Consider the following 25,807-nt stretch of genomic DNA (forward strand, 5'->3'; position numbering starts at 1 on the left):
AATAAAAATAAGTGATTATTGGTGTTACATCTGATAAATCTATATTTCCTCTTGGTACTTGCAGCCGCAGGGGTTAGTTACATTGACTTATCCGTACCTACCTACACGCCAAGTTCGTTGGGCAACAGTTGACTTATTAATTCCCTGGGGGATCCGTGACGTTTCAACACAAACTGGCGCAATTTCCGCGTCTAGATCTGGTCGGCAATCCGACGCCATTGGAAAAACTATCTCGACTCTCCGATTATCTGGGGCGTGAAATTTATATCAAACGTGATGATGTAACACCTCTGGCATTAGGGGGGAACAAATTGCGTAAGTTAGAGTTTTTGGCAGCAGATGCGTTAAGTCAGGGCGCGGATACGCTGGTTACCGCGGGCGCTATTCAGTCTAATCATGTCCGCCAAACAGCAGCAGTTGCGGCGAAATTGGGGCTGCGTTGTGTCGCATTGCTTGAAAACCCGATTGGCACGGCACAGGAAAATTATCTGACTAACGGCAATCGGTTGCTATTGGATCTATTTAACGTAGAAGTAGTGATGTGCGACGGGTTACATGACCCGAACCAACAATTGGCTAAGCTGGCAACCCGTCTGGAGGCTCAGGGCTTTCGGCCGTATGTGGTGCCGGTTGGTGGTTCTAATGCCTTAGGCGCTTTAGGTTATGTGCAATGTGCATTAGAGATTGCGGCTCAGTCGGCTGGGAATGTCACTTTTAGCTCGGTGGTGGTGGCATCGGGTAGTGCGGGCACCCACGCAGGTCTGGCAGTAGGGTTGCAACAATTATTGCCTAATGCCGAGTTGATTGGGGTGACCGTATCGCGTAAAGCCGATGAGCAACGCCCTAAAGTGGCGCATATTCAGCAAGAGTTAGCTGCGTCCCTGGGGATTACTGGGGAGCAGGCAGAAATTATCTTGTGGGATGATTATTTCGCCCCGCAATATGGCATGCCGAACGATGAAGGGTTGGCAGCTATTGGGCTGTTGGCAAGGCTTGAAGGTGTACTGCTCGATCCGGTGTATACCGGCAAGGCGATGGCGGGTTTACTGGATGGTCTTGCGCAGAAAAAGTTTCGCGATGAGGGTCCAATTCTGTTTATCCACACCGGTGGTGCACCCGCATTGTTTGCTTATCATCCACGGGTGTAACCTTTAGTTATTGCTTATTCCGTTTATAGCTATCGTTATTAGTTTATATTCCTTTATTCCATTAACAGCACTGATAAAGTGCTGAATATCAAAAAATAAACATGACAGTCGGGGTATTTATGGGTTTTTCAATTGTTCGTCGCCGGTTAGTTCTGGGCATGGTGGCAGTCGCACTGGCAACAGGCTTGAATGTGAAGTCTTATGCTGCAGGTGATTTGCTGAGTCAGGTCAAAGATCGAGGAACTCTGATTGTTGGGCTAGAGGGCACTTATCCGCCGTTCAGTTTCCAAGGTGAAGATGGGAAACTCACTGGGTTTGAAGTGGATTTTGCTAATGCATTAGCAGAACACATGGGCGTTAAGGCCAAAATCACCCCGACTAAATGGGATGGCATGTTGGCTTCATTGGAGTCCAAGCGTATTGATGTGGCGATTAACCAAGTCACCATTTCTGAAGAGCGTAAGAAAAAATATGATTTCTCAACGCCTTATACCATTTCTGGTATTCAGGTGCTGACTAAGAAAGGTAACGAAGGTAACTTCACTAAACCTGAAGATTTGCAAGGCAAGAAAGTCGGTGTTGGCTTGGGTAGTAACTACGAACAATGGTTACGTGACAACCTGAAAGGTGTTGATATTCGTACCTATGATGATGACCCAACTAAATATCAGGATCTGCGTGTAGGCCGTACGGACGCCATTTTGGTTGACCGTTTAGCTGCATTGGATCTGGTAAAGAAAACCAATGGTACTCTTGCTGTTGCAGGCCCGGCGTTTGCTCGTCAGGAGTCTGGCGTAGCATTGCGTAAGAACAACCCAGAGTTGTTAGCGGCAATCAATCAGGCGATCACTGAGATGCAAAAAGATGGCACGTTGGCCAAAATCTCTGAGAAATATTTTGGTGCGGACGTAACTAAATAATGCAAGAAAGTATTCAATTGGTGCTGGATTCAGCACCATTTTTATTGAAAGGTGCCTGGTTTACCCTCCAGCTCAGTCTGGGGGGGATGTTTTTTGGTCTGGCATTAGGTTTTATGTTGGCCATGATGCGGTTATCTCGTTTCTTGCCGTTATCACTCCTTTCTCGTTTCTATGTCTCCATTTTCCGTGGTACTCCATTAATAGCTCAGCTATTTATGATCTATTATGGTCTGCCACAGTTCGGCATTGAACTGGATCCGATGCCTGCTGCATTGATCGGTCTATCACTTAATACCGCCGCTTATACATCTGAGACATTGCGTGCTGCTATTTCGTCAATTGAGAAAGGGCAGTGGGAAGCTGCGGCCAGTATCGGTATGACACGTTGGCAGACACTTTATCGGGTGATATTGCCGCAAGCCGGGCGCACCGCATTACCTCCGCTAGGGAACAGTTTTATCGGTCTGGTAAAAGATACCTCTTTGGCGGCGACTATCCAGGTTCCTGAACTTTTCCGTCAGGCGCAATTGGTCACTTCTCGTACATTGGAAGTTTTCACTATGTATCTGGCGGCCTCGTTGATTTATTGGGTCATGGCGACATTGTTGTCAGCATTACAAAATCGGCTGGAAGCCCATGTTAATCGTCAGGATCAGGAGTAGCCATGAGTGCCATAGACATTAAACAACTGACCAAACAGTTTAAAGGTCAGCAGGTGCTGCACGGTATCTCACTTGAAGTAAATAGCGGTGAAGTGGTGGCGATCATCGGGCCGAGTGGATCAGGTAAAACGACTTTATTGCGCAGTATTAATCTACTGGAGGTCCCTGATTCAGGGATTATTCGTGTCGGTGACATTGAGATTGATGGCAGCATCCCTATCAGCAAGCAGCAACGTCAGGTGCGTGCACTGCGCCAACAGGTCGGGTTTGTGTTTCAGAGCTTCAATTTGTTTCCACACCGTTCGGTGCTGGAGAATATTATTGAAGGGCCGGTTATTGTTAAAGGCGAAAAGCGAGCCTCTGCGGAGAAACGTGCTCGTGAACTGCTGGCAAAAGTAGGGCTAAGTGGGAAAGAAGATGCTTACCCACGCCGTTTATCCGGTGGTCAGCAGCAGCGGGTTGCCATAGCACGAGCATTAGCGATGCAACCACAGGTTATTCTGTTTGATGAACCGACGTCAGCGTTAGATCCTGAACTGGTGGGGGAGGTTCTCAACACTATCCGCGCACTGGCTGAGGAAAAACGCACCATGGTGATTGTGACGCATGAAATGAGCTTTGCCCGCGATGTGGCTGACAGGGCTATTTTTATGGATCACGGACGGATTGTTGAGCAAGGTCCAGCAAAAGAGTTATTTGCTCATCCGCAGCATGAGCGTACTCGGTTATTCCTTGATAAGTTCCTGAACAATCACTGAGTCATTTACTGTGAAGCTGATAGCCAAATTCAGCGAAATAGGGGGCACTTTTGGGCCCCCAGTTTTATCAAATCATCTTACAAAAAGGCTTCCAGCTTAAGGCGAAGCGCGGTAGCTTTAACTTCTTTCATCTGCCCATGGCCCGGTAATACTTTTTGTTCGACGGTGACCAACCCTGCTTTTTTCAAAATAGCCACATCGCGGGTGACGGCACTGCGATCCCTTTTTAAACGGGTTGAAAGGGAGGTGATAGAGCCAGGGTGCATTTTTACCGCCCGCAGCAGAACAATGCGCGCAGCACTTAATATCCGCACCATCACTAATGGGTCTTCAAAGGTAATAGTGTGTTCTTCAGGTAAGGCTTTCCCTGCATCTGCCAGAACCGCGAGTTGTTTGCCTCGTTTGAAAAAATCATCTTCCGTTGCTGTTTTGATGACCAGTTTGTCCATTAACTTCTCCTTAATGAAGTCCAATCCTTCTGAAAGCAATCCTCTATCTGTTCAAAGCTGACAAAATCAACTGCTTCAATGCCACCTAAGTAATGGCGATGGTGAAAACCATGCGCATTGTCGTAACCTATTACGCAACCATTATCACCCAGTGATAAATGGTGATTGATATAGGCTAAGTTATAACGGGTGATAGTACCGGCCCGATCAGCCCATATTTCACGGCGTAATTGACCATTACCCCGCCGGTTAGCAATTTGATGAGTCTCATCGACAATCTTTTTATCAGACATGAATATTATTATCACTCCTGAGGAGGGTTGTACATAAGATCTTCACTAAGAAGAAAGCTAGGGGCGTATACAGTTCCGTCATTTGTCTGAATTTATAATGAGTTAATTACCAGGGAAGGCTCAACAGAGTGATGTGAAATATGCGAGAGGCTACCAGAGGAAAATAGTTTCATACCCGTTTTACATCGGGGAATGCGGCACATATCGAATAATAACCCGTCAGTTGCGACCGGAGTCTACGTAAAGAATAAGGTCCCGAAGGACCTTATTGGTGCAGGCACTCTAAGTGCGAAAAAGAGTGAGCTTAGTTAGCTAGCCGATGGTCATCAGGCTGGCATTTCCTCCCGCGGCGGCGGTATTCACACTCAGTGAGTGCTCAATCAGCAGACGTTCCAGCAGTATATTTGTTTCACCACGGGCGAAGCCCTGTACCGAGACAATTGGCCCCTCAATTTGCGCTATCTGCTCACACAAGGTGCGCAATTGATCAGCATCACCGTGATAGATAACGGCATCAAACGGTACGTTGGCGGTTTGCCAGTCATGGGTAAGGGTAATTTGGGATTGCACTACCGCCGGTAGCTGGCGTAACAGATCCTTTTGTATCCCCTGTTCTGGCCATAAGATCTCGCAGCCGATTGCCAGAACGGCTGCCAGTTGTATTAGAGCATCAGTGTCATTATCCGCCAGACAAAGAACACGTTCACGTGGTAGTAGGGTATAACTGTTGCGCTCACCGGTTGGCCCAGGCAATAACTGTATGGTGCCACCTTGCGCCAGTTCGCCATAGCGCTGCGCTAAAGGTACTAATTCAGCATATTGTTGTTTGTCAGCCCATTGTATTAGGGCGCGATGGGCTATTTGTAATGCTTCGCGACCAGCCATATTCTGTGGTTGCTCAATATTTTGATGTGCCAGTGTCTTAAGAACTGCATCTTCTGGGCGGCTGCACAACAGGCGATACAGATACAGTGGACCACCCGCTTTAGGGCCGGTTCCTGACAACCCTTCACCACCAAAAGGTTGTACGCCAACCACTGCCCCAACCATATTGCGGTTAACGTAGAGGTTGCCTACCTTAGCTTTTTCAGTGACTTGGGCGATAGTTTCATCAATACGAGTGTGAATGCCCAAGGTTAAACCATAGCCGGATGCGTTGATTTGATCGACTAAGGCGCCAAGGTTCTGACGCTGGAAACGTACCACATGCAGTACCGGCCCGAAGATCTCTTTTTTCAACTCATCAAAGCTATCCAGCTCTATTAATGTTGGCTTAATAAAGGTACCGCGTTGCCACTCGGTTTCGTCCTGACTGTTGGTGCGGGCAGCCTGGTAAACTTTACGCCCTTTGGCGCGCATGGCCTGAATATGGCGCTCAATCCCAGCTTTGGCCTCGGCATCAATCACCGGCCCAATATCTGTAGACAGGCGTTCTGGATTACCCATCCGGCACTCGGCCATCGCGCCACGCAACATTTGCAACGTGTGCTCAGCAACATCATCCTGAATGCAAAGAATACGCAAGGCCGAACAACGTTGGCCCGCGCTGTCAAAGGCTGATGCGACGACATCGGTCACCACCTGTTCCGTCAATGCAGAGGAATCAACAATCATGGCATTGAGGCCACCGGTTTCGGCAATCAGCGGCGTTGGGCGGCCCTGAGGATCAAGGCGGCCTGCGATGCTGCGTTGCAAAATAGCAGCGACTTCGGTTGAGCCGGTAAACATCACGCCGCGCACACGGTTGTCATTGACCAATGTCGCCCCAACGTTGTCGCCTCGTCCTGGTAATAGTTGCAGTACGCCGTGAGGAATACCGGCCTCTAGCAAGATACGTACAGCTTGCGCAGCAATCAGTGGCGTTTGTTCTGCCGGTTTTGCCAAGACACTGTTACCGGCAGCTAATGCTGCGGCAATCTGGCCGGTAAATATTGCCAACGGGAAGTTCCACGGGCTGATACAAACCACAGGGCCAAGAGGGCGGTGGCTATCATTGGAGAAATCGTTTCGTACCATTCCAGCATAATAGTGCAGGAAATCAACAGCTTCACGCACTTCGGCAATGGCATTACTGAAGGTTTTACCCGCCTCTCGTACCAGTATCCCCATCAATGCTTGCATCTGACTTTCCATCAGTTCGGCGGCGCGCACTAAAATAGCCGCACGCTCAGCCGGTGGCGTTGCAAACCAGATAGCCCCCGCGCTGCCAGCCGCATCTAGCGCACGACTGATTTCAGCATCCGTTGTTTCGCGAACGTAACCGACGATATCAGCGGGTTCTGCCGGGTTGATAACGGCTTGCTCTATTAGGTTATCAAGTCCTATACCGTTATCTCTTTCTGCGTCAATCATCGGTTCTGCCCGCCATATCTGGCTGGCACTGGTGAGGAGAGCACTGGAGAGCGAGGCCAAACGGTGTTCGTTGGCCAAATCTAATCCGCTGGAATTGGCTCTATCTTTACCGTAGAGGTCGCGTGGTAACGGGATTCGTGGATGAGGCAAACCAAGTTGCCCTTCACTGGCGGCAATGGCTTCTACAGCACTAACAGGATCAGCGACCAGTTCATCCAATGGCAGAGTGGCATCGGCAATGCGATTGACAAACGATGTGTTGGCCCCGTTTTCCAGCAGGCGGCGCACTAGATACGCCAGTAAGGTTTCGTGGGTACCGACCGGAGCGTAAATACGACATGGGCGATTAAGCTTACCCTCGGCAACTTTCCCGACGACTTGTTCATATAGCGGTTCCCCCATGCCATGCAGGCATTGGAACTCATACTGGCCGGGGTAATAATTTTGCCCTGCAAGATGATAGATAGCGGACAAGGTATGCGCGTTATGAGTGGCAAATTGGGGATAAATCAGATTAGGTACGGCCAGTAATTTACGCGCGCAAGCCAGATAAGAGACATCGGTATACACCTTGCGGGTATAAACCGGATAACCTTCTAACCCATCAACTTGAGCGCGTTTAATCTCGCTGTCCCAGTATGCGCCTTTGACTAAGCGAATCATCAGCCGGCGGCGGCTGCGCTGGGCCATATCTATCACGGCATCAATAGTGGCGGGGCAACGTTTTTGGTATGCCTGAATGACGAAACCGATACCATTCCAGCCTGCCAATTTTGGCTCGAAACAGAGTTTTTCCAGCAGATCGAGGGAGATTTCCAGACGATCAGCCTCTTCTGCATCAATGTTAATGCCAATATCATACTGCCGTGCTTGCAAGGTCAACGATAATAGCCGTGGATACAGCTCATCCATTACTCGTTCATATTGAGCACGGCTATAGCGAGGGTGCAGGGCGGACAGCTTAATTGAGATACCTGGCCCTTCATAAATTCCCCTGCCATTTGAGGCTTTGCCGATAGCATGGATTGCTTGTTGATAGGAGAGCAGATAAGCCTGAGCATCTACCTCTGTCAGTGCTGCCTCACCCAACATATCGTAAGAGTAACGGAATCCTTTATCTTCCAGTTTACGGGCGTTCGCCAATGCCTCGGCAATGGTCTCGCCGGTCACAAATTGCTCGCCCATCAGGCGCATCGCCATATCCACACCTTTGCGGATCAATGGCTCACCACCTTTACCGATAATACGATTTAAGGAGCCGGAGAGCTTAGCCTCATTATGAGTAGAGACCAGATGGCCGGTAAAGAGCAGCCCCCAGGTCGCCGCATTGACAAACATCGACGGGCTGCGCCCCAAATGAGAGTGCCAGTTGCCGTTACTGATTTTATCGCGGATCAGTGCATCACGAGTGGGCTTATCAGGAATACGCAGTAGTGCTTCCGCGAGACACATCAATGCCACACCCTCTTGTGAAGAGAGGGAGAACTCTTGCAGTAAGCTTTGCACGATACCCGCGCGACCATTAGCACTCTTCTGGTTACGCAATTTTTCAGCAATGGAATAGGCCAGCTTATGGGTTTCTTGCGCTAAATCGGCCGGTAAACGTGCTTGCTCCAATAACATCGGTATGGCTTCAGTTTCGGGACGACGATAGGCCGCAGTGATGGCCGCACGAGTTACTGATTGTGGTAGCACTTGCTCGGCAAAATCTAAAAATGGTTGATGTGCGCTTTCAGTGACTTGCGGCATAATATCGTCCGTTTCCGCGATAGGGGTCACATGGGGTGTTGGCAATTCGGGTAGCTCACTGCCACTTTCCAGTCGTTCCAAATAGTTAAAAATGGCCTGCTTGATCAGCCAGTGTGGCGTGCGGTCAATACGCTGTGCCGCGCCCTTGATACGGTCGCGTGTTGCTTCATCGAGTTTCACGCCCATTGTGGTGCTACCCATGCTGTCCGGCTCCTTTAATAAGGGGGATTATGATTTGATTCCTGATAATATCAGGCATGTTGCAACTTTGTGCAACCGTGTTAAATCACGGCGTGAATGAAGTGTGAATTCAGTCTTGTTTTTAACAATCGAGCGGGGCGTAGGAGGGATCGAATATTATGTTTAACTAAGGCTAATGCTAACAATGGTAGGCTTTGTGAGGGATTAACCTTAGGTATGACTCATTTTGCAATGGAAGGTGTAACCTCTAACATGGCGTAATGTGATGCAGGGTGAATTTTTTGTAAAAAATTTGTTTAATTTGTTGTGAGTAAGGAAACTCCTCCACTAGGATAGCCACCGCGAGATGGCCGTTCGCCAGCGAATAGTTGTGCTGGTAGTTTATTTGAGTTCGAGATTCATCTCTGGTGCAACTGAGTGTCACGTTCCGGCTCTCCAGAGTGAAAACATGACACCGCACTGAGCGGAAAGAACTCAAAATAGCGGGATATATTAAAACGATAATACGCACTATGGAGACGTTGCATGACCATGAATACGCCAATGTTGGTGACTTTTTTAGTTTACATTTTTGGGATGATATTAATTGGCCTCATGGCCTACCGGGCAACCAATAACTTTGATGATTATATTCTGGGTGGGCGAAGTTTAGGCAGTGTGGTCACTGCATTATCTGCCGGTGCTTCCGATATGAGTGGCTGGTTATTAATGGGATTACCGGGGGCAATATTCCTGTCGGGTATTTCCGAGAGCTGGATAGCCATTGGTTTAACGATTGGTGCTTATCTTAACTGGAAGTTGGTCGCAGGCCGTTTGCGGGTTCATACCGAAGCCAATAACAATGCACTGACATTGCCTGATTATTTCACCAGCCGTTTTGAAGATAAGAGTAAATTGCTGCGGGTGATATCAGCGGTAGTTATCTTGGTTTTCTTCACTATTTATTGCGCTTCAGGAATCGTTGCCGGTGCGCGTTTATTCGAAAGTACGTTTGATATGAGCTATGGCACCGCATTATGGGCTGGTGCTGCGGCCACCATCGCCTATACCTTTATTGGCGGTTTCCTCGCAGTAAGCTGGACGGATACAGTACAAGCAACGCTGATGATTTTTGCTCTGATCCTGACCCCGATTATTGTTATTCTGGCGGTGGGAGGTATCGACACTTCCATGATGGTCATTGCTGCGAAAAATCCCGCGAATATCGACATGTTTAAAGGGCTGAATCTGGTTGCCATCCTCTCTCTACTCGGTTGGGGATTGGGTTATTTTGGTCAGCCACATATTCTGGCGCGTTTTATGGCGGCAGACTCTCACCGTACTATTCGTAGTGCACGCCGCATCAGTATGACTTGGATGATCCTTTGTCTGGCAGGGACCATCGCGGTGGGCTTCTTTGGTATTGCTTACTTTGAAAACCATCCTGAACAAGCTGGGAATGTGAGCCAAAATGGCGAACGTGTTTTCATTGAGTTAGCTAAATTACTCTTCAATCCATGGATTGCCGGTATTTTACTGTCCGCTATTCTGGCAGCCGTCATGAGTACCTTAAGCTGCCAGTTACTGGTGTGTTCTAGTGCGTTGACGGAAGACCTGTACAAAGCATTCCTGCGTAAAAAGGCCAGCCAGAAAGAGTTAGTGTGGGTCGGCCGTGCCATGGTGTTGCTGGTGGCATTGATAGCTATCGCACTGGCAGCGGACCCGGATAATCGGGTTCTTGGTCTGGTTAGCTATGCATGGGCTGGTTTTGGCGCCGCATTTGGTCCTGTGGTTCTTATCTCGGTGATTTGGCCACGAATGACTCGCAATGGCGCACTGGCAGGGATGTTGCTCGGTGCTATTACGGTTATCGTCTGGAAGCAATATGCCTGGTTGGGCTTGTATGAAATTATACCAGGCTTCCTATTTGCCAGTATCGCCATTGTGGTGGTGAGCTTGTTGGGCAATACGCCAAGTAATACCATTACTGAACGTTTCCGTAATGCTGAAGCGGAGTTTAAAACCATTTAATAGCGCACACATGCAGTTATTAATAGCATTTACTGTTGCTTAACATCGCCTCCTGTACAACAGGAGGCTTTTTTTTGCTGAAAATTGCGCCAGATATCGATAAATAGGCTGAGAGGGCGGTGCGACCTAAAAAAACGTATCTTAATGAATTTATTTGTTATTTAACCTAGCAGAAACAACTTGCCACAGTTTGTTTAACAATATTCTTATTTAGCCTCTTGAATTTCTTTTTGCCAGAATGATAATCACTATCGTTCTTAGTTTTACTTTTCTTTACGAAAATTGACGTTACTCATAATTACATATTTATACCCATATCCAGCGCAGGGGTGCTTAGCATGTTTGTCCCATTTCTAATTATGTTTCGTGAAGGGCTGGAAGCCGCGCTGATTGTTAGCTTGATAGCCAGTTACCTTAAGCGTACTCAACGCGGTCAATGGATGGGGGCAGTGTGGATTGGAGTGGTAACGGCAGCCGCGCTATGCCTTGCTATCGGCATCTTTATTAATGAAACCACGGGTGAGTTTCCGCAAAAACAGCAAGAGCTGTTTGAAGGTATTATTGCGGTGGTCGCAGTTTGCATTTTAACCTATATGGTTTTCTGGATGCGCAAGGTATCCAAGTCAGTCAAAGTCCATCTGGAAGGGGCAATTGATAATGCACTCAACTCAGGCCGCAGTCAGGGCTGGGCATTGGTGGCGATGGTCTTTTTTGCCGTGGCCCGCGAAGGGCTTGAATCGGTATTCTTCTTACTGGCGGCTTTCCAGCAGGATGTCGGGATTGGCGCGCCAATTGGCGCAATACTTGGCCTGACCTGCGCCATTTTGGTGGGGATGGCTATCTACTGGGGCGGCGTTAAGTTGCATCTGGCTAAATTTTTCAAATGGACCAGCCTGTTTATCTTGTTTGTCGCCGCAGGCCTGGCCGCCGGAGCCATCAGAGCTTTCCATGAAGCCGGTCTGTGGAATCATTTTCAGGATATCGCGTTCGATTTGACGAATGTGCTCTCCACTCATTCACTGCTCGGCACCTTCCTTGAAGGGATGTTTGGCTATCAGGAAGCACCAACAATCAGCGAAGTTGCGGTCTACTTTATCTATCTGATTCCGGCACTGATCCTCTTTTTCCTTCCACCACGCACTACGGCGGCCACAATTGCCCCTGCTGCGCGGAAAACTAACCAATAATTCAGGAATTTTCACATGTCTAACCGGTTCTTCCGTCGCACTGCATTGCACGCCGCGTTACTGGCACTACCTGCTGTGGCTATCAACGTACAAGCAGCTGATATTCCACAAATTAAAATTACCGTTAACGATAAGCAGTGTGAGCCGATGGCGCTGTCTATTCCGGCCGGTAAAACTCAATTTATTGTTCATAATGCCAGTCAGAAAGGGTTGGAGTGGGAGATCCTCAAAGGCGTGATGGTGGTTGAGGAACGCGAAAATATTGCCCCGGGCTTTACCCAGAAGATGACGGCTAATCTGGAGCCGGGTGAATACGATATGACCTGTGGCTTACTCAGCAACCCGAAAGGTAAATTGACAGTCACGGCGACTGGTGATAACGCGGCGGTAAAACCGGACGCGATGGCATTGGTCGGGCCAATTGCTGAATATAAAGTCTATGTAACACAAGAAGTTGCCCAATTAGTCACGCAAACTAAAGCCTTTACTGATGCAATCAAGAAAGGCGATTTGGCTCTGGCGCGCAAGTTGTATGCGCCAACCCGCCAGCATTATGAGCGTATCGAGCCGATTGCTGAACTGTTCTCAGATTTGGATGGCAGTATCGATGCCCGTGAGGACGATTTTGAGCAGAAGGCCGCTGATCCGAAATTTACCGGTTTTCATCGGTTAGAAAAAATCCTGTTTGGTGACAACACCACTAAAGGCGCGGATAAATTCGCCGACCAACTGTACAAGGACACCCTGGAACTGCAACAACGCATCACCGGCCTGACATTTGCGCCAAATAAAGTGGTTGGTGGTGCTGCGGGCTTAATCGAAGAGGTTGCGGCCAGCAAAATCAGTGGTGAAGAAGACCGTTATAGTCGTACTGATCTGTGGGATTTCCAGGCCAACGTTGATGGAGCACAGAAAATTGTTAATCTGCTGCGGCCATTGCTGGAAAAAGCCGACCAGCCGCTGCTGCAAAAAATCGATGCTAACTTCAAAACCGTCGATAGCGTATTGGCGAAATATCGCACGAAAGAGGGTTATGAGTCTTACGAGAAGTTAACTGACGCCGATCGTAATGCTATGAAAGGGCCGATTACGGCACTGGCGGAAGACCTTGCTCAGCTTCGTGGCGTATTGGGTTTGGATTGAGGCATTAAGATGAGTAAGAAAACCGACCCGCAACACGGGTCGTATCAACATGATAGCGGGGCGGCGTTGCCCTCCCGTCGGCGTTTACTGCTGGGTATGGGCATGATGAGTGGTGCCTTGGCTCTTGGCGGGGCAAAGATAGCCCGAGCGGCAGATTGCCCTGCACCCGAGGCTGCACTTGTGCAAGATGAACGCTGGCAGAAGCAGCCCTTTTATGGTCAGCATCAGTCAGGGGTATTAACCCCACAGCAAGCGGCCATGATGCTGGTAGCATTTGATGTACTGGCCACCGATAAGGCGGCCTTGACCCGATTATTCAAACTGCTGACGGAGCGGCTGGCCTTCCTGACCCGCGGCGGGCATGCACCTTCGGTTAATGCCAAATTGCCACCGCTGGATTCTGGAATTATGGGGCCGGAAATTTACCCGGATAACCTGACCATTACGGTTTCTGTGGGGGATTCCTTGTTTGATGAGCGGTTTGGTTTGCAGGGGCAGAAACCACTGCGGCTACAAAGAATGACGCGCTTCCCCAATGATTCACTGGATGCGGGTTTGTGTCATGGTGATATCTTGCTGCAAATTTGTGCTAATACCAATGAAACGGTGATTCACGCTCTGCGCGATATTATCAAGCACACGCCAGATTTACTCAGTGTGCGGTGGAAGCGTGAAGGTTTTATTTCTGCTCATGCGGCCCGTAGCAAAGGTAAAGAAACGCCGATCAATTTGTTGGGTTTTAAAGATGGGACTGCGAATCCCAAAACCAGCGATAAGCCGCTGATTAATCAAGTGGTATGGGTTCAGGGCAATATCGGCGAGCCCGCATGGGCAGTCGGGGGTAGCTATCAGGCGGCGCGGATTATTCGCTTTAAAGTGGAATTTTGGGATCGCACACCGTTACAAGAACAGCAGACTATCTTTGGCCGTGATAAACATAGCGGTGCCCCCTTGGGGAGCCTACATGAACATGATGAGCCGGATTACACCAAAGATCCCGATGGCAACGTGATTAAGTTAGATGCACATATCCGGCTGGCAAATCCACGTACCGCAGAAACTCAGAGTAACCTGATGTTACGCCGTGGCTACAGTTACTCGCTGGGAGTGTCAAATTCAGGGCAACTGGACATGGGCATGCTGTTTGTCTGCTACCAATCTGATTTGGAAAAGGCGTTCCTGACGGTACAAAAACGGTTGAACGGTGAGGCGTTAGAAGAGTATGTCAAACCGATCGGTGGGGGATATTTCTTCGTGTTACCTGGGGTGGTTGATGCTAACCACTATCTGGCACAAGGGTTGCTTGAAGCCTAACTCCGTTTAATGAGTAAGAAAAAGCACCGCTTTCATGCGGTGCTTTTTTATTGCCAGACAGCAGGGTTGATGCTCAAAGCAGATTTGAACGCTACTTGCCAAGCCCTGATATGGGCTGAATATTGAGCGAAACTAACCCCGCTGCGGTATTAGGTCTGAAGGGCGTTAGCTTACCAGTTTGGCGGTAATTTTTGCCACATGCTCGCCCTGGAAACGGGCGATAGCAAGCTCTTCAGCAGTTGGCTGACGGGAGCCATCACCACCGGCAATGGTTGTTGCACCATATGGGGTACCGCCACGGGTCTGTGAAACATCAAATAACTCTTTGGCCCCATAGCCGATTGGCACGATGATAAAACCGTGGTGGGCTAATGTGGTCCATGTGGAGGTGATGGTGTGCTCTTGTCCGCCGCCAGTACCGGTTGAGGAGAATACACTGGCAACTTTGCCGTACAGTGCACCAGAAGCCCATAGCCCGCCGGTTTGATCGAGGAAGGTACGCATTTGCCCTGCCATATTACCGAAACGGGTTGGGGTACCAAAAATGATGCCATCGTAATCGGCCAGTTCTTGCGGCGTTGCGACCGGGGCTTGCTGGTTGTTTTTGCCACCGGCATTGGCGAAGGCGTCTGGTGGCATGGTTTCAGGGACCCGTTTGATGGTCACTTCAACACCGCTGACTTTTTGGGCACCTTCGGCAATCGCACCGGCAAGTGTTTCAATATGCCCATACATGGAATAGTAAAGCACTAAAATTTTCGCCATCTCGCTATGCTCCAATCAAATTTATTGAATAATGCTGATGATGTAATCATAGTCGCTGCTAATGACACCTATTAACCATACGCCAATACAATCAGGCTGCAACTTATTAGTCGTGCGCAAAATGAATGGGATATGAGCTAACCTTCTCTTTCTGCTGGTTTTATTAGCGCAATATTGTTACAGATTACGTAACTTCTTTTGCAGGCGTTTTTGCTGCCAGCGCTCGACCCAATTACCCAGCAATAACAGATTTATTGCGCGCAGACACAGCGGGATACTTAGCCCTAGCACTACCCACCAGGCCCACATATAGCCAGGTGAAGTAAACCAATTGATAGCAAACAGCACTGCACACAGAATAACCGCCCGCAGTAACTGACGCAGTAAAGACATTTCATCCTCAACCGCTTTGCGGGCATCAATGACGCGTTGGTCAACAGCTTGCGACGGGGTGCTCTGTTCCTGAGAGACATTTGGGCAATACAGCTCACTGACTTTCAGATCCATGACGGCCGCAATAGCACTCAGTGTTTCCAAGCTGGCTTGTTCACCATTCTCTATGCGTTGAATCGTGCGTACACTCAGACTGCAAAGTTCAGCCAACTGTTCTTGTGACCAGGCCCGGGCCAACCGCAATTCACGAATACGATACATGTTCATACTGATTTTCCTATGAGGTTTGAAGCGATATCAACAAACCTATGCTTAAGCCCTCGTCACTGCCACGACAGCAGCATGACATGTTCCCGACAGCTTTCTGACACGCTTATCACGACTTATTTAACCGCTGTTGCGAGCATTTTACCGCGACGACCCTGCACATGGCGTGACGTCTTGGTTATAAAACGCCTTAACGCTCTTGATTGAGCTTTTTGGCACACTAACAGAGCGTTATGGCACAATGTAAACAAGCCTGTTTGCGTAAGCTACTAACTTACCTCACAGGAGAACCATCATGAAAAAGATAGCACTGTCTCTGGCGATTATCGCAGTGTCATTATCTGCTCAGGCACAAACCTTCAGCGTCAAAAGTAGCGATATGCCTGAAGGTAGACCCTTACAAACCCAGCAGGTTTTTAACGGATTTGGCTGTGATGGCGGGAATCAATCGCCACAGCTTTCATGGCAGGGTGCGCCCGCAGGAACCAAAAGCTTCGCCATTACCGCTTATGATCCTGATGCCCCGACGGGGAGTGGCTGGTGGCATTGGACGGTGGTGAATATCCCCGCCGATGTTCATTCATTGGCAACAAATGCTGGGCAGAGCAAAAATGGCACTTTACCTGTTGGTGCCGTTCAGGGGCGCAATGACTTCGGCTATGCGGGATTCGGAGGGGCTTGCCCACCAGCAGGAGATAAACCTCATCGCTATCAGTTCACTGTGTGGGCATTGAAAACAGATAAATTACCCCTCAATAGTGATGCCAGTGGTGCATTGGTGGGTTTTATGCTCAACAGTAATGTGATTGCGAAAACGCAACTGGTTGCCACTTATGGCCGCTAATTATTAATCCAAGAGCAGGAAGTATGCAGCAGATAAATCATAGCCAGATGACTATCTCCAGCGCTGAAGTTGTTGCCCGCCGAGCACATACGTTGCATCGGGTCACGGTGTTTTCACCGGCACTGTGCCATGTCCGTCAGGGCAGTAAATTGGTGCAATGGGGGGCACAGGCTGCCAGTGCGGGGCAATCGTCGCTTATTTTGTTTCCTGCCGGTATCGAAGTCAGTATCGCGAATACCCCGGATCGGGGGCATTATTGTTCTGATATGGTCTATCTGCCGCAAAGTTTATTACGCCAGTTTCGCCACTGGTACGGTGCCTCGGCGGTGACGCCAGTGGCAACTGCATCGCTATGTGTTCCTCTGGATAGCCATACCCGCCTTGCATGGGATAGCTTATTGCTCAACGTGAAGTGTCATGCGCCAGATGCGCTCTTACAGCATGCGGCGATGGGGGTTTTATTGGCGCTGCACTTGGCTGGACAGGCAGGGACGTTATTAATCGACCGACGAGATAAATGGGCGGAACAGGTACAACAAATTTTACTGCTCGATCCGGCGCGCAACTGGAGCGTGAGTGACGTCGCCCACTCTTTGCATATTGGGGATTCAACTTTGCGGCGCAAACTGATGCAAGAAGATCGTAGTTTTCGCGTGATTCTGGAAGAGGTTCGTATGGGGTGTGCATTAAATGCATTACAAACCACATCACTTTCGATTGGCGAGATCGCTGCACAGCACGGTTATATTTCACCGTCCCGCTTTACGTCACGTTTTCAGCGGCATTTTGGCTTAACGCCACGCCGATTACGCGAAGCAATCACGGCAGCCTAAGTATATCTATATAAAAACCTTACTCCCGTGCAGGGAGTAAGGTGATGATAATAAAACAACCGCTATAGGTGATGATGATGCCTTACTGATTACGGTTATCGTACAAGTAGCTTCTGCGCTTCTTCAAGATGAGATAGCCAATGGTCAGAATGACAAACCACAGCGGCGTCACTATCAGCGCTTGGCGGGTATCACTTTCCAAGGTTAACAGCACCAGGACAAAGGCAAAGAACGCCATACATACCCACGACATGAAAATACCAGCGGGCATTTTATAGATGGATTTCTTATGTAATGCCGGGCGTCTTTTGCGATACACCAGGTAAGAGCAAAGGATGATGGTCCAGACGAACATAAACAGAATCGCTGAAACTGTGGTGACCAGTGTAAACACCGTCATTACGTTCGGGATTAGGTAAATGAGAACCACACCACCTAGCAAACAGATACAAGAAAATGTCAGGCCGGATGCGGGGACGGAACGGCGCGACAGCTTACCAAATTGCTTTGGTGCATCACCTTCTTTTGCCAAACCGAACAACATACGGCTGGTGGAAAACACGCCACTGTTAGCTGACGAAGCCGCCGAGGTTAGGACCACAAAGTTGATCACACTCGCAGCGGCGGGTAACCCGACCAGAACGAATAACTCAACAAACGGGCTTTTATCGGCAACTACTGAACTCCATGGTGTCACTGACATAATCATAATCAATGAGAAAACATAGAACATGATGATGCGGATAGGGATGGAGTTAATAGCACGCGGTAATACCACTTCAGGATCTTTGGTTTCAGCGGCGGTGGTCCCAACTAACTCAATACCGACAAAAGCAAAAACGGCTATCTGGAAGCCCGCAAAGAATCCACTGATTCCTTTCGGGAACATCCCGCCATCATTCCATAAATGGGTAAATGACGCGGTGGTACCCGAAGGGGACTGATAGCTCATTAACACCATGGTTAAGCCGGCAAAGATCAGTGCCACAATTGCCACAATTTTAATCATGGCAAACCAGAACTCCATTTCACCGAACATTTTCACCGTGGCCAAATTCAGTGATAGCAACAGTAAAACCACTAGCAGTGAGGCAACCCACTGGGAGAAACCGGGGAACCAAAATTGGGCGTAAGCCGTGATGGCAACCACATCAGCGATACCGGTGATGACCCAACAAAACCAGTAGGTCCAGCCGGTGAAAAAACCAGCCCAAGGACCGAGTAAGTCGGCAGCGAAATCACTAAATGATTTATATTTCAGATTCGATAGCAGCAGCTCACCCATGGCCCGCATCACGAAAAACAGCATAAAACCGATTATCATATAAACGAAAATAATCGACGGCCCGGCAAGGCTGATGGTTTTACCCGATCCCATAAACAATCCGGTACCTATAGCCCCGCCAATAGCAATTAGCTGGATATGGCGGTTGGAGAGGCTTCGTTGAAGGTGCTCTTCAGGTTCCGGCAACTGTTCTGCCACTATCTTGGATTGGTCTACCATCTTTCCCATTCCCTCTTCCTGTATTTGTGAAGTTGTTGAGCTCTATGTTGGCTCTTTGGTCTTAACCTGTCTGTCTGTCTGTCTGTCTGTCTGTCTGTTAGTTTTTTGCTATGTTTTAAGTACAATTTGCGAATTATTTAATATCTTCGCAACAATAATTGCACAATACGCCTCGTTTTCCAGTGTTTATATTTCACACACTGAATTTTGTTAAGTTCATCACAGCATCTGGAATTACAACATGAAGTCACATAACTAACAATAATCGTAAAGAACAGATGAATAATTAATCTCCAGAGAGGGATATAAACAGTATAAACAGAAAAATCCGATGAAATGTTTGACAGCCAAGGCTAACAGGAGAATAATTATCGCCGTTGGGTCGTTAGCTCAGTTGGTAGAGCAGTTGACTCTTAATCAATTGGTCGCAGGTTCGAACCCTGCACGACCCACCAACAAAATCAATAAGTTACACTAAATTTCATATGTTTTATTTATATTTTCGTGCCATATTTGTATCGGTAATATTTAATATTCCATCTGTTTATTTTATATGCTGGATTAAATTGATAGGTTAACCACGAACAAGCCTTATTAGTATCTCAATATCTTCTCTCAGCCTATTTCTTATGATATATAAATAGTAAATCTCGATTTAAATAATTGACTTTTTTATGTATATCTTAACCAGGAATATGGGTAAAACACGTTAAAACCCGAATGTTAATTGAGTAAATAAAGTTGAATAAACATCAATTATGATTATAGGCTTGCGCTGAATAGTTTTATTTTCTCCGTAGTTGTGATAATCGTAATGCTTTATTCACTAACATTGCACAATAAAAATCTCAATTTTCCATAATATCCAGGGGCCGTGATATGAGAGGTCTGTAAACAGTAAATACCTATGGTGGTCGAAAGCGGAAATCGCTCAAACGTTTGATACTACCTTTCCTGAGAATATTCTTTCGACTTTAGGCTAAACGTCGAGGCGTAATGGCTGTATGACTGCCATGTAGGGTGAGGATCAATGAGTCAAACAATTATTTTTTTGCGTATTAATACGACAATTTATTGTACTTTTTACCCGAGATAAAACAAAAGAGCCGCGCATTAGCGAGACTCTTTTAGCGGTTACTGAAAAATAAAATTGATGGTTCCAGCAACCAGTAGCAGAAATACAGTATATTGTAAGTAGTACGCAGACATTGCTCTCATCTCTTCCTCCTTGCTGTTATGGTCTTTAATTAAGCAATATTTGCGCCATATCTAACTAATTGAAAAATAGTTTATTTTTATTATGGATAACTAAGTTAGTGCCCCTATTTAGTGAGTCGGCACCATTTAGGAGCATATCGGATATATCTCTCCTGGCAGATTTATTGTTTAGGCATTTAGTTTTGATTTGATTAATTATTAACACGACGACTTACTGGTGCTTTGAGAAGTGTAATAACACATGACATTAACTCTTAGAAAAAGGGGTTTTTTTAGTGCGTAGCTCTAATTTATGCATGTACATGGATGAATCGGCGGCGGCGAGTAGTTCATTAATCGGTGTATCTTTCTCTAAATTGCAATTAGCGTACCCCACGCTAAAATCAATATTATAACCACGCAATTCTTGGCTATTGCGTAATTCTAACGCATTCTTAAAGCGGCTTAATATTGCTGGCATATCACTACAACCTGATGCCGTGAGTAATGTGACAAATTCGTCGCCACCCAATCGGGCGACAACATCTGTGTCACGGAAGAAAAACTGTAACTCCTCAGCGAAAGTCACTAATGCCTTATCACCTTCAGCATGACCATAACTGTCATTTATTTCTTTAAAATCATTTAGATCAAAGAAAATCAAAGTGGCAGGAATATTATTATGTGAGCAAAATGTTAATGCATGCTGAGCCAGAATTTCAAAGCCTCGACGGTTGGTTAACTGTGTTAGTTCGTCAATAGTTGCTAATTGAACGGCAGCAATTTCTTGCTCAGCCATTTTCGCTAAGTCACATAAAAGTTGTTGGTCGTATTCATCTAAAGAGCGCGGTTTAAGATCGATAATACAGAGTGTGCCAAGTTTACTGCCATTGGGAACAACCAGCGGACAACCCGCATAAAAACGAATGCCAGGATCGTCGGTAACGAGTGGGTTGTCACTAAAACGAAGGTCGTTAAGGGCATTGGGTACCAAAAGGATATCGTCACCTAAAATCGCATGACCACAAAAAGATATATCCCTGGGGGTTTCGCTGGTTTCCAGTCCGGGATGTGATTTAAACCATTGCCGGTTTACGTCGACGATAGATATAAGCGCTATTGGCACATTAAATAAACGTTTAGCTAAGCGGGTGATACGATCAAAGCGTTCTTCGGGAGAGGTATCGAGAATATTATAAGAGCGTAATGTAGCAATTCTCTTAGCCTCATCTTGAGGTATCGGGGGAGCTTGCATATTCATCGTCTCCTGTTACTTGTCTTATCCACTTAGCGCGAAGTGTCGCTAACAAAGATTAGCAGTAGTGACCAAAGACTACTGGGTGTGGCTACAAAACAACATCAAAAATAAATTTAACGCATTGAAAAATAGTTATTTTCTCATCAGTGAGATGACATTTTACAGACGTAAAACTCAATCCAAGAAGCTATTTATCCGTATCACAAATTACCAACTGTGGATCGGGTAGCTTTTATTACCATCAGGCTCAATTCCCAGGCCAAATGATCGCTTGTGCTGCAATTATCGTCTTTTTCTCTGGGTCATAAGCGATTGATGGTGAGCAGTATAATACATAGCCAAGCTTCAATTGATCAGACACTCGGTGACAAAATGATGAATCATCTGGTCCGGTAATCAGCCGGTATATTGGTAATCCATCTGGCGGCACAGTGTTCATATACATCCCCCATTTTGTTGATTAGTCGTGTGTATGCTTTTGTACATTCTCTCTGGCTGCGGCTTTGGCTTCTTCAGCCAACTGTTCAATTTGCTCTTCGGTAAGTTGTTCTGAAGCTTCATGAATTTTAGCCAAACCTTCATTAACTGTTGTTTCTTCGTGATTTTTATTAGACATAATGGATCCCATACAGCGTTGCATTTAATTTATACTATAGGTCATTTAACCCTATTAAGGGGTTTTATAATGAGTTAGTGGTTTTTAGGCTCGCCGAGTCAATATCAAACAGGCGCTGGGGGAGTAAACCTCCCCAAGAGTCACGAGTTGATGCAGGAATTTTTAATAAAAACCATCCCGATTTCTATTCAGGTTTCTTCGCAGAAAGTAAAAATAGCATAGGGCGTTCTTTCTCTTCATCCAATTCAGGATAATCTATAATTTGCTGTGTTGTTGGTCCCCATTCTTCGACATGCGTAATTATAAAACCTTGTTTTATCAAAAAATTAATATAAGTCCCTAATGTCCGATGCTGCTTGATAACGCCTTCTGCCAACCAGTTTGTTATACGTTCCCCTTCCGCCTGATAACTGTTCACCGGCCAGGATTTTTGCCCATTATCGGCAATTAACCAACCAGGTTGCTTTGCTGCGGTAAAGATAGGGTGTTCGGCGGAAAAAACAAAACTGCCCCCAGGAGTTAGTGCTTGATACATCGTGGCAAACAGTGCTGGCAGTGCTTTTATATAATGCAATGTGAGTGAGCTATAGGCTAATTGGAACAGTTGTGGTGGTAGATGCAAATGTTCCAGGTCTTCCTGACGGTAAATAATGTTTTCGTCAGTGGTCATCTCTTTAGCGTGGTTTAACATTCGCGTTGAAACATCCAGCCCTAAAACTTCGCTGGCACCTTGCGAGCGTGCGTAGCGACAAAACCAGCCATAGCCACAACCCAGATCTACAACTTTACTTCCTGACAGCGACGGCAGCATCTGGCGAATGGCTTCCCATTCTGGCGCGCCAGCCAATCCATCAACTGAACGGGGAAGTTGTGCATACCCTGAAAAAAATGCCTGATTATCATAAATATTCTGAGTCATTTCTCTTCTCCTTTAAATTAACTTTTTACTCCTGAATAAAAAACATCGACAGTTTAGCACTAATGAAAAGATATTGAATATATCAGAGCAGCCGCCAAATGTTATTCCTTTGTTATAAATACAAATGACTGAGATTAGCTAAAGCGATATTGAGATGTAATAACGGATAGTTAAAACTATTTAATATGGAGTGCGGAGTAAATTAATATTATGCGGATTCTGTTATTTATTGAGAAATAGCCTAAACTTTATACAGTACGTGTTGACGGACTTCGTTAACCGTTCGGGAAGGGTCACCTTCTGTTTGGTGTTGCCAAAGACTGATAAAGCGTGAATATACTGCGAGAGCAGGTAGCCACTATGCCAGATTAAGGCACTTTATCCCTGATTAGATGCTTCTCTTGAAGGAGATAGCGATGACTCCCGTACAAATACTGATTATTCTGGTGCTAACACTTTTTGCATTGTACCGCCAGTCGGTCAGCCACGAGGTGTCTTTAGGCCCCGCCCGTTTTAAATGGGCCTGGGTTTACGGGATGGTCGGCCTGGTAGTCGGTGGAACATATATGCCCGCTACGATGACTTCCTGGGTAGTTTTAGGTAGCGGAGTTTTATTTAGTATTGTTGTCGGTGTTTTGCAAGGTCGCCTTATAGAGATTTGGCGTGAACCTGATGGACGTATTTTTTGCAAGGGAACACCACTGACGATAACTTTATTTCTGCTATTGGTTGGTTCTAAATGGATTATAGGGACACTGCAATATCTTTATAATCAACCAACGGAACAAGGCGGGTTTGGTGAAATCCTGATCATGATTGCAGTCATGGCAGCATTTCAGGTCGAGATTGTCAGACGACGTATTCGGGTTTTATACCCGGATAACCCCGTTGATTCATTACCTGAAGGGCAGTAACAACGTTTATTTCAGCTAACAGCCGAGGACTGGCTGCTAGCTGAATATAAAGGACTCATAGACATCTTCGAAAAACGTGATCAGTCGACAATAAAAAGTCTGGCCCCTGAGATTGTAGATGAACGATGTGCTTCGGCGCCATCGGCAACCTGATAACTCATACCTGCCTTCAATATAAAGCTTCGCCCATCGTCCAATTCAGTGCTTAGTTCGCCTTCAAGGCACAGCAATATATGCCCTTTAGAACACCAATGGTCAGCTTTGTATCCAGCACTGTACTCAACCATACGGACTCTAACACGACCAAAAAGTTGTGTTCGCCAGTAGGCAACCCCTTGCTCCCCCTTATGCTCAGTTGTTTCTATTTCTGACCAATCGGTGATACCGAAGGGGATATCCACTATTTTCATTTAAATTACCTCTTTTTAATTCTGGCCGACCTTACATTAACTCACTATTAAAACGAATACACAGTCTATTACCTTATTGCCAATCCAACTTTTTATAAAGTGGGCCATACTGTGAGATATACGGTTAAATGGAGTTATCAAGCCTATGAATAATCCCACAATCTTCCAGTTTTTCCATTGGTACTATCCTGATGGCGGTAAATTATGGCAGGAGGTCTCAGATCAAGCCGCACATATTAGCCAACTTGGAATTAATATCGTTTGGCTTCCCCCCGCATATAAAGGTGCCTCAGGAGGATATTCTGTAGGATATGACACCTATGATTTGTTTGATCTGGGGGAGTTTGATCAGAAGGGGACTCAGTCGACTAAATATGGCGACAAAGAAGGATTACAGAATGCGATTAACCGATTGAAGGAGAATGGCATAAAAGTTCTTTTTGACGTCGTATTCAATCACAAGATGGGGGCGGATGAAAAAGAACAGGTCAGTGTCCGTAAAGTTAATCCTGATAACCGGACTGAAATGGACGATGATATTATCGATGCCCTTGCCTATACCCGTTTTACGTTTTCTGGCCGCAATGAAACTTATTCATCCTTTGTTTGGGATAAACAGTGTTTTACCGGTGTTGATTATATTGAAGAACCCTCAGATGAGGGGGTTTTTAAGATAGTAAACGATTATAGCGATGAGGGATGGAATACAGAGGTTGATGATGAGTTAGGTAATTTTGATTATCTGATGGGGGCGGATATTGATTTCCGTAATCCTGCCGTTATAGATGAGTTAAAATATTGGGGGAAATGGTTACTGGAGTCACTACCAATTGATGGTTTTAGATTGGATGCAGTAAAACATATCCCGGCATGGTTTTTTAAAGCATGGATAGAATATATACAAAATGAAACAGAACATGATTTACTGATTATTGCGGAGTATTGGTCCCCTGATATCGAAAAATTACAACAATATCTGGCACGGGTAGAAGGCAATGTAATGTTGTTCGACGTTGCTTTACATCACAAGTTTCACGAAGCGTCGAAACAGGGCGAAGATTTTGATTTAACGCAAATATTCAATGGCTCATTAATTGAAGTTGACCCGTCACATACCATTACGTTGGTGGCCAATCACGATACTCAGCCACTTCAGGCCCTGGAAGCACCTGTAGAACCTTGGTTTAAACCTTTGGCTTACGCGTTGATCTTAATACGAGAACAAGGTATTCCCTGTGTTTTTTACCCCGATCTTTTTGGTGCCAATTATGAAGATAACGGTGAAGATGGGGGGACTTATCAGATAGCGATGCCGGTTGTTGCTGAATTAGAGAGGCTAATTCAAGCCAGACAACGCTTCGCTCATGGCGCACAAACCGATTATTTTGATGATAAAAACTGTATTGCTTTTGTTCGTGCTGGTACGGCGGAGGCACCCGGTTGTGTGGTGATTCTTTCGAATGGCGCAGAAAGTGAAAAAACAATCGTCCTTGGTGAAGGTTTTGAAAATAAAGAGTTTGCTGATTACTTAGGTAATCGTCAGGATATTATTACTACAGATGAAGATGGTGGGGCGACATTTCCTGTTAATGGCGGGAGCATTAGCCTTTGGGTACAGAAAGAACTTCTGTAATCCGTATAATGAATATGTTCTTCAGAGAAGATGCCATATCATCTTGAGCTAGGCACTAAGTTGCTATG

The 25,807-nt window shown here is 46.6% G+C and carries 23 protein-coding genes and 1 tRNA gene; 13 read left to right on the forward strand and 11 right to left on the reverse strand.

What is annotated here, in order from left to right; genetic code table 11:
- The first annotated feature begins 155 nt into the window (after positions 1 to 155).
- The 4 genes from Q2T72_RS09350 to tcyN all read left to right on the forward strand — a co-directional run bounded on the left by Q2T72_RS09350 (position 156) and on the right by tcyN (position 3,488).
- Positions 156 to 1,148 (forward strand): D-cysteine desulfhydrase, encoded by a 993-nt coding sequence (locus Q2T72_RS09350; RefSeq protein ID WP_372569041.1) that lies wholly within the window; start codon positions 156 to 158, stop codon positions 1,146 to 1,148.
- 119 nt (positions 1,149 to 1,267) lie between these two features.
- On the forward strand, positions 1,268 to 2,068 hold the full coding sequence (gene tcyJ / locus Q2T72_RS09355; protein WP_083159137.1) for a cystine ABC transporter substrate-binding protein: 801 nt from the start codon (positions 1,268 to 1,270) through the stop codon (positions 2,066 to 2,068).
- A complete protein-coding gene (gene tcyL / locus Q2T72_RS09360; RefSeq protein ID WP_083159136.1) occupies positions 2,068 to 2,730 on the forward strand; it encodes a cystine ABC transporter permease in 663 nt (220 codons plus the stop codon). The genes tcyJ and tcyL overlap by 1 nt, the downstream gene beginning before the upstream one ends.
- Before the next feature lie 2 nt (positions 2,731 to 2,732).
- Positions 2,733 to 3,488 carry an L-cystine ABC transporter ATP-binding protein TcyN gene (gene tcyN / locus Q2T72_RS09365; RefSeq protein ID WP_005189402.1) on the forward strand — a complete coding sequence of 252 codons (756 nt, stop codon included), beginning with the start codon at positions 2,733 to 2,735 and terminating at the stop codon, positions 3,486 to 3,488.
- A 77-nt stretch (positions 3,489 to 3,565) separates the two neighbouring features.
- On the opposite strand, the gene Q2T72_RS09370 is transcribed toward tcyN, so the two are convergent.
- From Q2T72_RS09370 to putA, 3 genes are all read right to left on the reverse strand, one after another.
- Positions 3,566 to 3,937: a MarR family transcriptional regulator gene (locus tag Q2T72_RS09370; protein WP_372569042.1), complete on the reverse strand. Its 372-nt coding sequence runs from the start codon at positions 3,935 to 3,937 to the stop codon at positions 3,566 to 3,568.
- A complete protein-coding gene (locus Q2T72_RS09375) occupies positions 3,937 to 4,230 on the reverse strand; it encodes a DUF6516 family protein (RefSeq protein WP_083159133.1) in 294 nt (97 codons plus the stop codon). The genes Q2T72_RS09370 and Q2T72_RS09375 overlap by 1 nt, the downstream gene beginning before the upstream one ends.
- A gap of 312 nt (positions 4,231 to 4,542) precedes the next feature.
- Complete coding sequence (putA, locus tag Q2T72_RS09380; protein WP_372569043.1) at positions 4,543 to 8,532, reverse strand: trifunctional transcriptional regulator/proline dehydrogenase/L-glutamate gamma-semialdehyde dehydrogenase; 3,990 nt, start codon at positions 8,530 to 8,532, stop codon at positions 4,543 to 4,545.
- A 525-nt stretch (positions 8,533 to 9,057) separates the two neighbouring features.
- On the opposite strand from putA, the gene putP reads away from it, so the two are divergent.
- The 4 genes from putP (at position 9,058) to efeB (ending at position 14,186) form a co-directional block, all read left to right on the forward strand.
- The gene (gene putP / locus Q2T72_RS09385; protein ID WP_083159131.1) at positions 9,058 to 10,542 is read left to right on the forward strand and encodes a sodium/proline symporter PutP; all 1,485 of its coding nucleotides are present in this window, start codon (positions 9,058 to 9,060) and stop codon (positions 10,540 to 10,542) included.
- A gap of 338 nt (positions 10,543 to 10,880) precedes the next feature.
- Positions 10,881 to 11,729 carry an iron uptake transporter permease EfeU gene (efeU, locus tag Q2T72_RS09390; protein WP_372569044.1) on the forward strand — a complete coding sequence of 283 codons (849 nt, stop codon included), beginning with the start codon at positions 10,881 to 10,883 and terminating at the stop codon, positions 11,727 to 11,729.
- Positions 11,730 to 11,744: 15 nt separating this feature from the next.
- Complete coding sequence (gene efeO / locus Q2T72_RS09395; RefSeq protein ID WP_372569045.1) at positions 11,745 to 12,872, forward strand: iron uptake system protein EfeO; 1,128 nt, start codon at positions 11,745 to 11,747, stop codon at positions 12,870 to 12,872.
- A gap of 9 nt (positions 12,873 to 12,881) precedes the next feature.
- On the forward strand, positions 12,882 to 14,186 hold the full coding sequence (gene efeB, locus Q2T72_RS09400; RefSeq protein WP_372569046.1) for an iron uptake transporter deferrochelatase/peroxidase subunit: 1,305 nt from the start codon (positions 12,882 to 12,884) through the stop codon (positions 14,184 to 14,186).
- Positions 14,187 to 14,351: 165 nt separating this feature from the next.
- On the opposite strand, the gene wrbA is transcribed toward efeB, so the two are convergent.
- On the reverse strand, positions 14,352 to 14,951 hold the full coding sequence (gene wrbA / locus Q2T72_RS09405; RefSeq protein WP_083159127.1) for an NAD(P)H:quinone oxidoreductase: 600 nt from the start codon (positions 14,949 to 14,951) through the stop codon (positions 14,352 to 14,354).
- Positions 14,952 to 15,128: 177 nt separating this feature from the next.
- The gene (locus tag Q2T72_RS09410) at positions 15,129 to 15,611 is read right to left on the reverse strand and encodes a helix-turn-helix domain-containing protein (RefSeq protein WP_083159126.1); all 483 of its coding nucleotides are present in this window, start codon (positions 15,609 to 15,611) and stop codon (positions 15,129 to 15,131) included.
- Positions 15,612 to 15,906: 295 nt separating this feature from the next.
- Here Q2T72_RS09410 and Q2T72_RS09415 point away from each other — a divergent pair, with 295 nt between their 5' ends.
- Together Q2T72_RS09415 and Q2T72_RS09420 are read left to right on the forward strand one after the other, a co-directional pair.
- Complete coding sequence (locus Q2T72_RS09415) at positions 15,907 to 16,455, forward strand: kinase inhibitor (RefSeq protein WP_083159125.1); 549 nt, start codon at positions 15,907 to 15,909, stop codon at positions 16,453 to 16,455.
- A 23-nt stretch (positions 16,456 to 16,478) separates the two neighbouring features.
- Positions 16,479 to 17,288 carry a helix-turn-helix transcriptional regulator gene (locus Q2T72_RS09420; RefSeq protein ID WP_372569047.1) on the forward strand — a complete coding sequence of 270 codons (810 nt, stop codon included), beginning with the start codon at positions 16,479 to 16,481 and terminating at the stop codon, positions 17,286 to 17,288.
- A gap of 82 nt (positions 17,289 to 17,370) precedes the next feature.
- Here Q2T72_RS09420 and cycA read toward each other — a convergent pair whose 3' ends face one another.
- A complete protein-coding gene (gene cycA / locus Q2T72_RS09425; protein WP_193784822.1) occupies positions 17,371 to 18,792 on the reverse strand; it encodes a D-serine/D-alanine/glycine transporter in 1,422 nt (473 codons plus the stop codon).
- Positions 18,793 to 19,171: 379 nt separating this feature from the next.
- Between cycA and Q2T72_RS09430 the strand changes: the two genes are divergently transcribed.
- A tRNA-Lys gene (locus Q2T72_RS09430) sits at positions 19,172 to 19,247 on the forward strand.
- A 1,010-nt stretch (positions 19,248 to 20,257) separates the two neighbouring features.
- On the opposite strand, the gene Q2T72_RS09435 is transcribed toward Q2T72_RS09430, so the two are convergent.
- The 4 genes from Q2T72_RS09435 to Q2T72_RS09450 all read right to left on the reverse strand — a co-directional run bounded on the left by Q2T72_RS09435 (position 20,258) and on the right by Q2T72_RS09450 (position 22,782).
- Positions 20,258 to 21,250, reverse strand: coding sequence for a diguanylate cyclase domain-containing protein (locus Q2T72_RS09435; protein WP_372569048.1), 993 nt, complete (start codon positions 21,248 to 21,250; stop codon positions 20,258 to 20,260).
- A 244-nt stretch (positions 21,251 to 21,494) separates the two neighbouring features.
- Entirely contained in the window at positions 21,495 to 21,692 is a 198-nt protein-coding gene (locus Q2T72_RS09440; RefSeq protein ID WP_372569049.1) for a DUF1737 domain-containing protein, read from the reverse strand.
- A gap of 15 nt (positions 21,693 to 21,707) precedes the next feature.
- The gene (locus tag Q2T72_RS09445) at positions 21,708 to 21,875 is read right to left on the reverse strand and encodes a hypothetical protein (RefSeq protein WP_372569050.1); all 168 of its coding nucleotides are present in this window, start codon (positions 21,873 to 21,875) and stop codon (positions 21,708 to 21,710) included.
- A gap of 172 nt (positions 21,876 to 22,047) precedes the next feature.
- A complete protein-coding gene (locus Q2T72_RS09450; protein ID WP_372569051.1) occupies positions 22,048 to 22,782 on the reverse strand; it encodes a class I SAM-dependent methyltransferase in 735 nt (244 codons plus the stop codon).
- Positions 22,783 to 23,198: 416 nt separating this feature from the next.
- Between Q2T72_RS09450 and Q2T72_RS09455 the strand changes: the two genes are divergently transcribed.
- Positions 23,199 to 23,696, forward strand: coding sequence for a hypothetical protein (locus tag Q2T72_RS09455; RefSeq protein ID WP_083159119.1), 498 nt, complete (start codon positions 23,199 to 23,201; stop codon positions 23,694 to 23,696).
- Positions 23,697 to 23,776: 80 nt separating this feature from the next.
- Here the strand turns inward: Q2T72_RS09455 and Q2T72_RS09460 are convergent, their stop codons facing one another.
- Positions 23,777 to 24,106 carry a DHCW motif cupin fold protein gene (locus tag Q2T72_RS09460; RefSeq protein WP_083159118.1) on the reverse strand — a complete coding sequence of 110 codons (330 nt, stop codon included), beginning with the start codon at positions 24,104 to 24,106 and terminating at the stop codon, positions 23,777 to 23,779.
- Between the two features lie 145 nt (positions 24,107 to 24,251).
- On the opposite strand from Q2T72_RS09460, the gene amyA reads away from it, so the two are divergent.
- The gene (gene amyA / locus Q2T72_RS09465; protein ID WP_372569052.1) at positions 24,252 to 25,739 is read left to right on the forward strand and encodes an alpha-amylase; all 1,488 of its coding nucleotides are present in this window, start codon (positions 24,252 to 24,254) and stop codon (positions 25,737 to 25,739) included.
- Positions 25,740 to 25,807 lie beyond the last annotated feature (68 nt).

Origin of the sequence: Yersinia sp. 2466 StPb PI, assembly GCF_041538325.1 — a bacterium.
Taxonomy (GTDB): Bacteria; Pseudomonadota; Gammaproteobacteria; order Enterobacterales; family Enterobacteriaceae; genus Yersinia; species Yersinia enterocolitica_E.

Coding starts and splice junctions, on each gene's coding strand:
- tcyJ (WP_083159137.1), top strand. CDS start 1,268: ATGGGTTTTTCAATTGTTCGTCGCCGGTTAGTTCTGGGCATGGTGGCA.
- tcyL (WP_083159136.1), top strand. CDS start 2,068: ATGCAAGAAAGTATTCAATTGGTGCTGGATTCAGCACCATTTTTATTG.
- tcyN (WP_005189402.1), top strand. CDS start 2,733: ATGAGTGCCATAGACATTAAACAACTGACCAAACAGTTTAAAGGTCAG.
- Q2T72_RS09370 (WP_372569042.1), bottom strand. CDS start 3,937: ATGGACAAACTGGTCATCAAAACAGCAACGGAAGATGATTTTTTCAAA.
- Q2T72_RS09375 (WP_083159133.1), bottom strand. CDS start 4,230: ATGTCTGATAAAAAGATTGTCGATGAGACTCATCAAATTGCTAACCGG.
- putA (WP_372569043.1), bottom strand. CDS start 8,532: ATGGGTAGCACCACAATGGGCGTGAAACTCGATGAAGCAACACGCGAC.
- putP (WP_083159131.1), top strand. CDS start 9,058: ATGACCATGAATACGCCAATGTTGGTGACTTTTTTAGTTTACATTTTT.
- efeU (WP_372569044.1), top strand. CDS start 10,881: ATGTTTGTCCCATTTCTAATTATGTTTCGTGAAGGGCTGGAAGCCGCG.
- efeO (WP_372569045.1), top strand. CDS start 11,745: ATGTCTAACCGGTTCTTCCGTCGCACTGCATTGCACGCCGCGTTACTG.
- efeB (WP_372569046.1), top strand. CDS start 12,882: ATGAGTAAGAAAACCGACCCGCAACACGGGTCGTATCAACATGATAGC.
- wrbA (WP_083159127.1), bottom strand. CDS start 14,951: ATGGCGAAAATTTTAGTGCTTTACTATTCCATGTATGGGCATATTGAA.
- Q2T72_RS09410 (WP_083159126.1), bottom strand. CDS start 15,611: ATGAACATGTATCGTATTCGTGAATTGCGGTTGGCCCGGGCCTGGTCA.
- Q2T72_RS09415 (WP_083159125.1), top strand. CDS start 15,907: ATGAAAAAGATAGCACTGTCTCTGGCGATTATCGCAGTGTCATTATCT.
- Q2T72_RS09420 (WP_372569047.1), top strand. CDS start 16,479: ATGCAGCAGATAAATCATAGCCAGATGACTATCTCCAGCGCTGAAGTT.
- cycA (WP_193784822.1), bottom strand. CDS start 18,792: ATGGTAGACCAATCCAAGATAGTGGCAGAACAGTTGCCGGAACCTGAA.
- Q2T72_RS09435 (WP_372569048.1), bottom strand. CDS start 21,250: ATGAATATGCAAGCTCCCCCGATACCTCAAGATGAGGCTAAGAGAATT.
- Q2T72_RS09440 (WP_372569049.1), bottom strand. CDS start 21,692: ATGTATATGAACACTGTGCCGCCAGATGGATTACCAATATACCGGCTG.
- Q2T72_RS09445 (WP_372569050.1), bottom strand. CDS start 21,875: ATGGGATCCATTATGTCTAATAAAAATCACGAAGAAACAACAGTTAAT.
- Q2T72_RS09450 (WP_372569051.1), bottom strand. CDS start 22,782: ATGACTCAGAATATTTATGATAATCAGGCATTTTTTTCAGGGTATGCA.
- Q2T72_RS09455 (WP_083159119.1), top strand. CDS start 23,199: ATGACTCCCGTACAAATACTGATTATTCTGGTGCTAACACTTTTTGCA.
- Q2T72_RS09460 (WP_083159118.1), bottom strand. CDS start 24,106: ATGAAAATAGTGGATATCCCCTTCGGTATCACCGATTGGTCAGAAATA.
- amyA (WP_372569052.1), top strand. CDS start 24,252: ATGAATAATCCCACAATCTTCCAGTTTTTCCATTGGTACTATCCTGAT.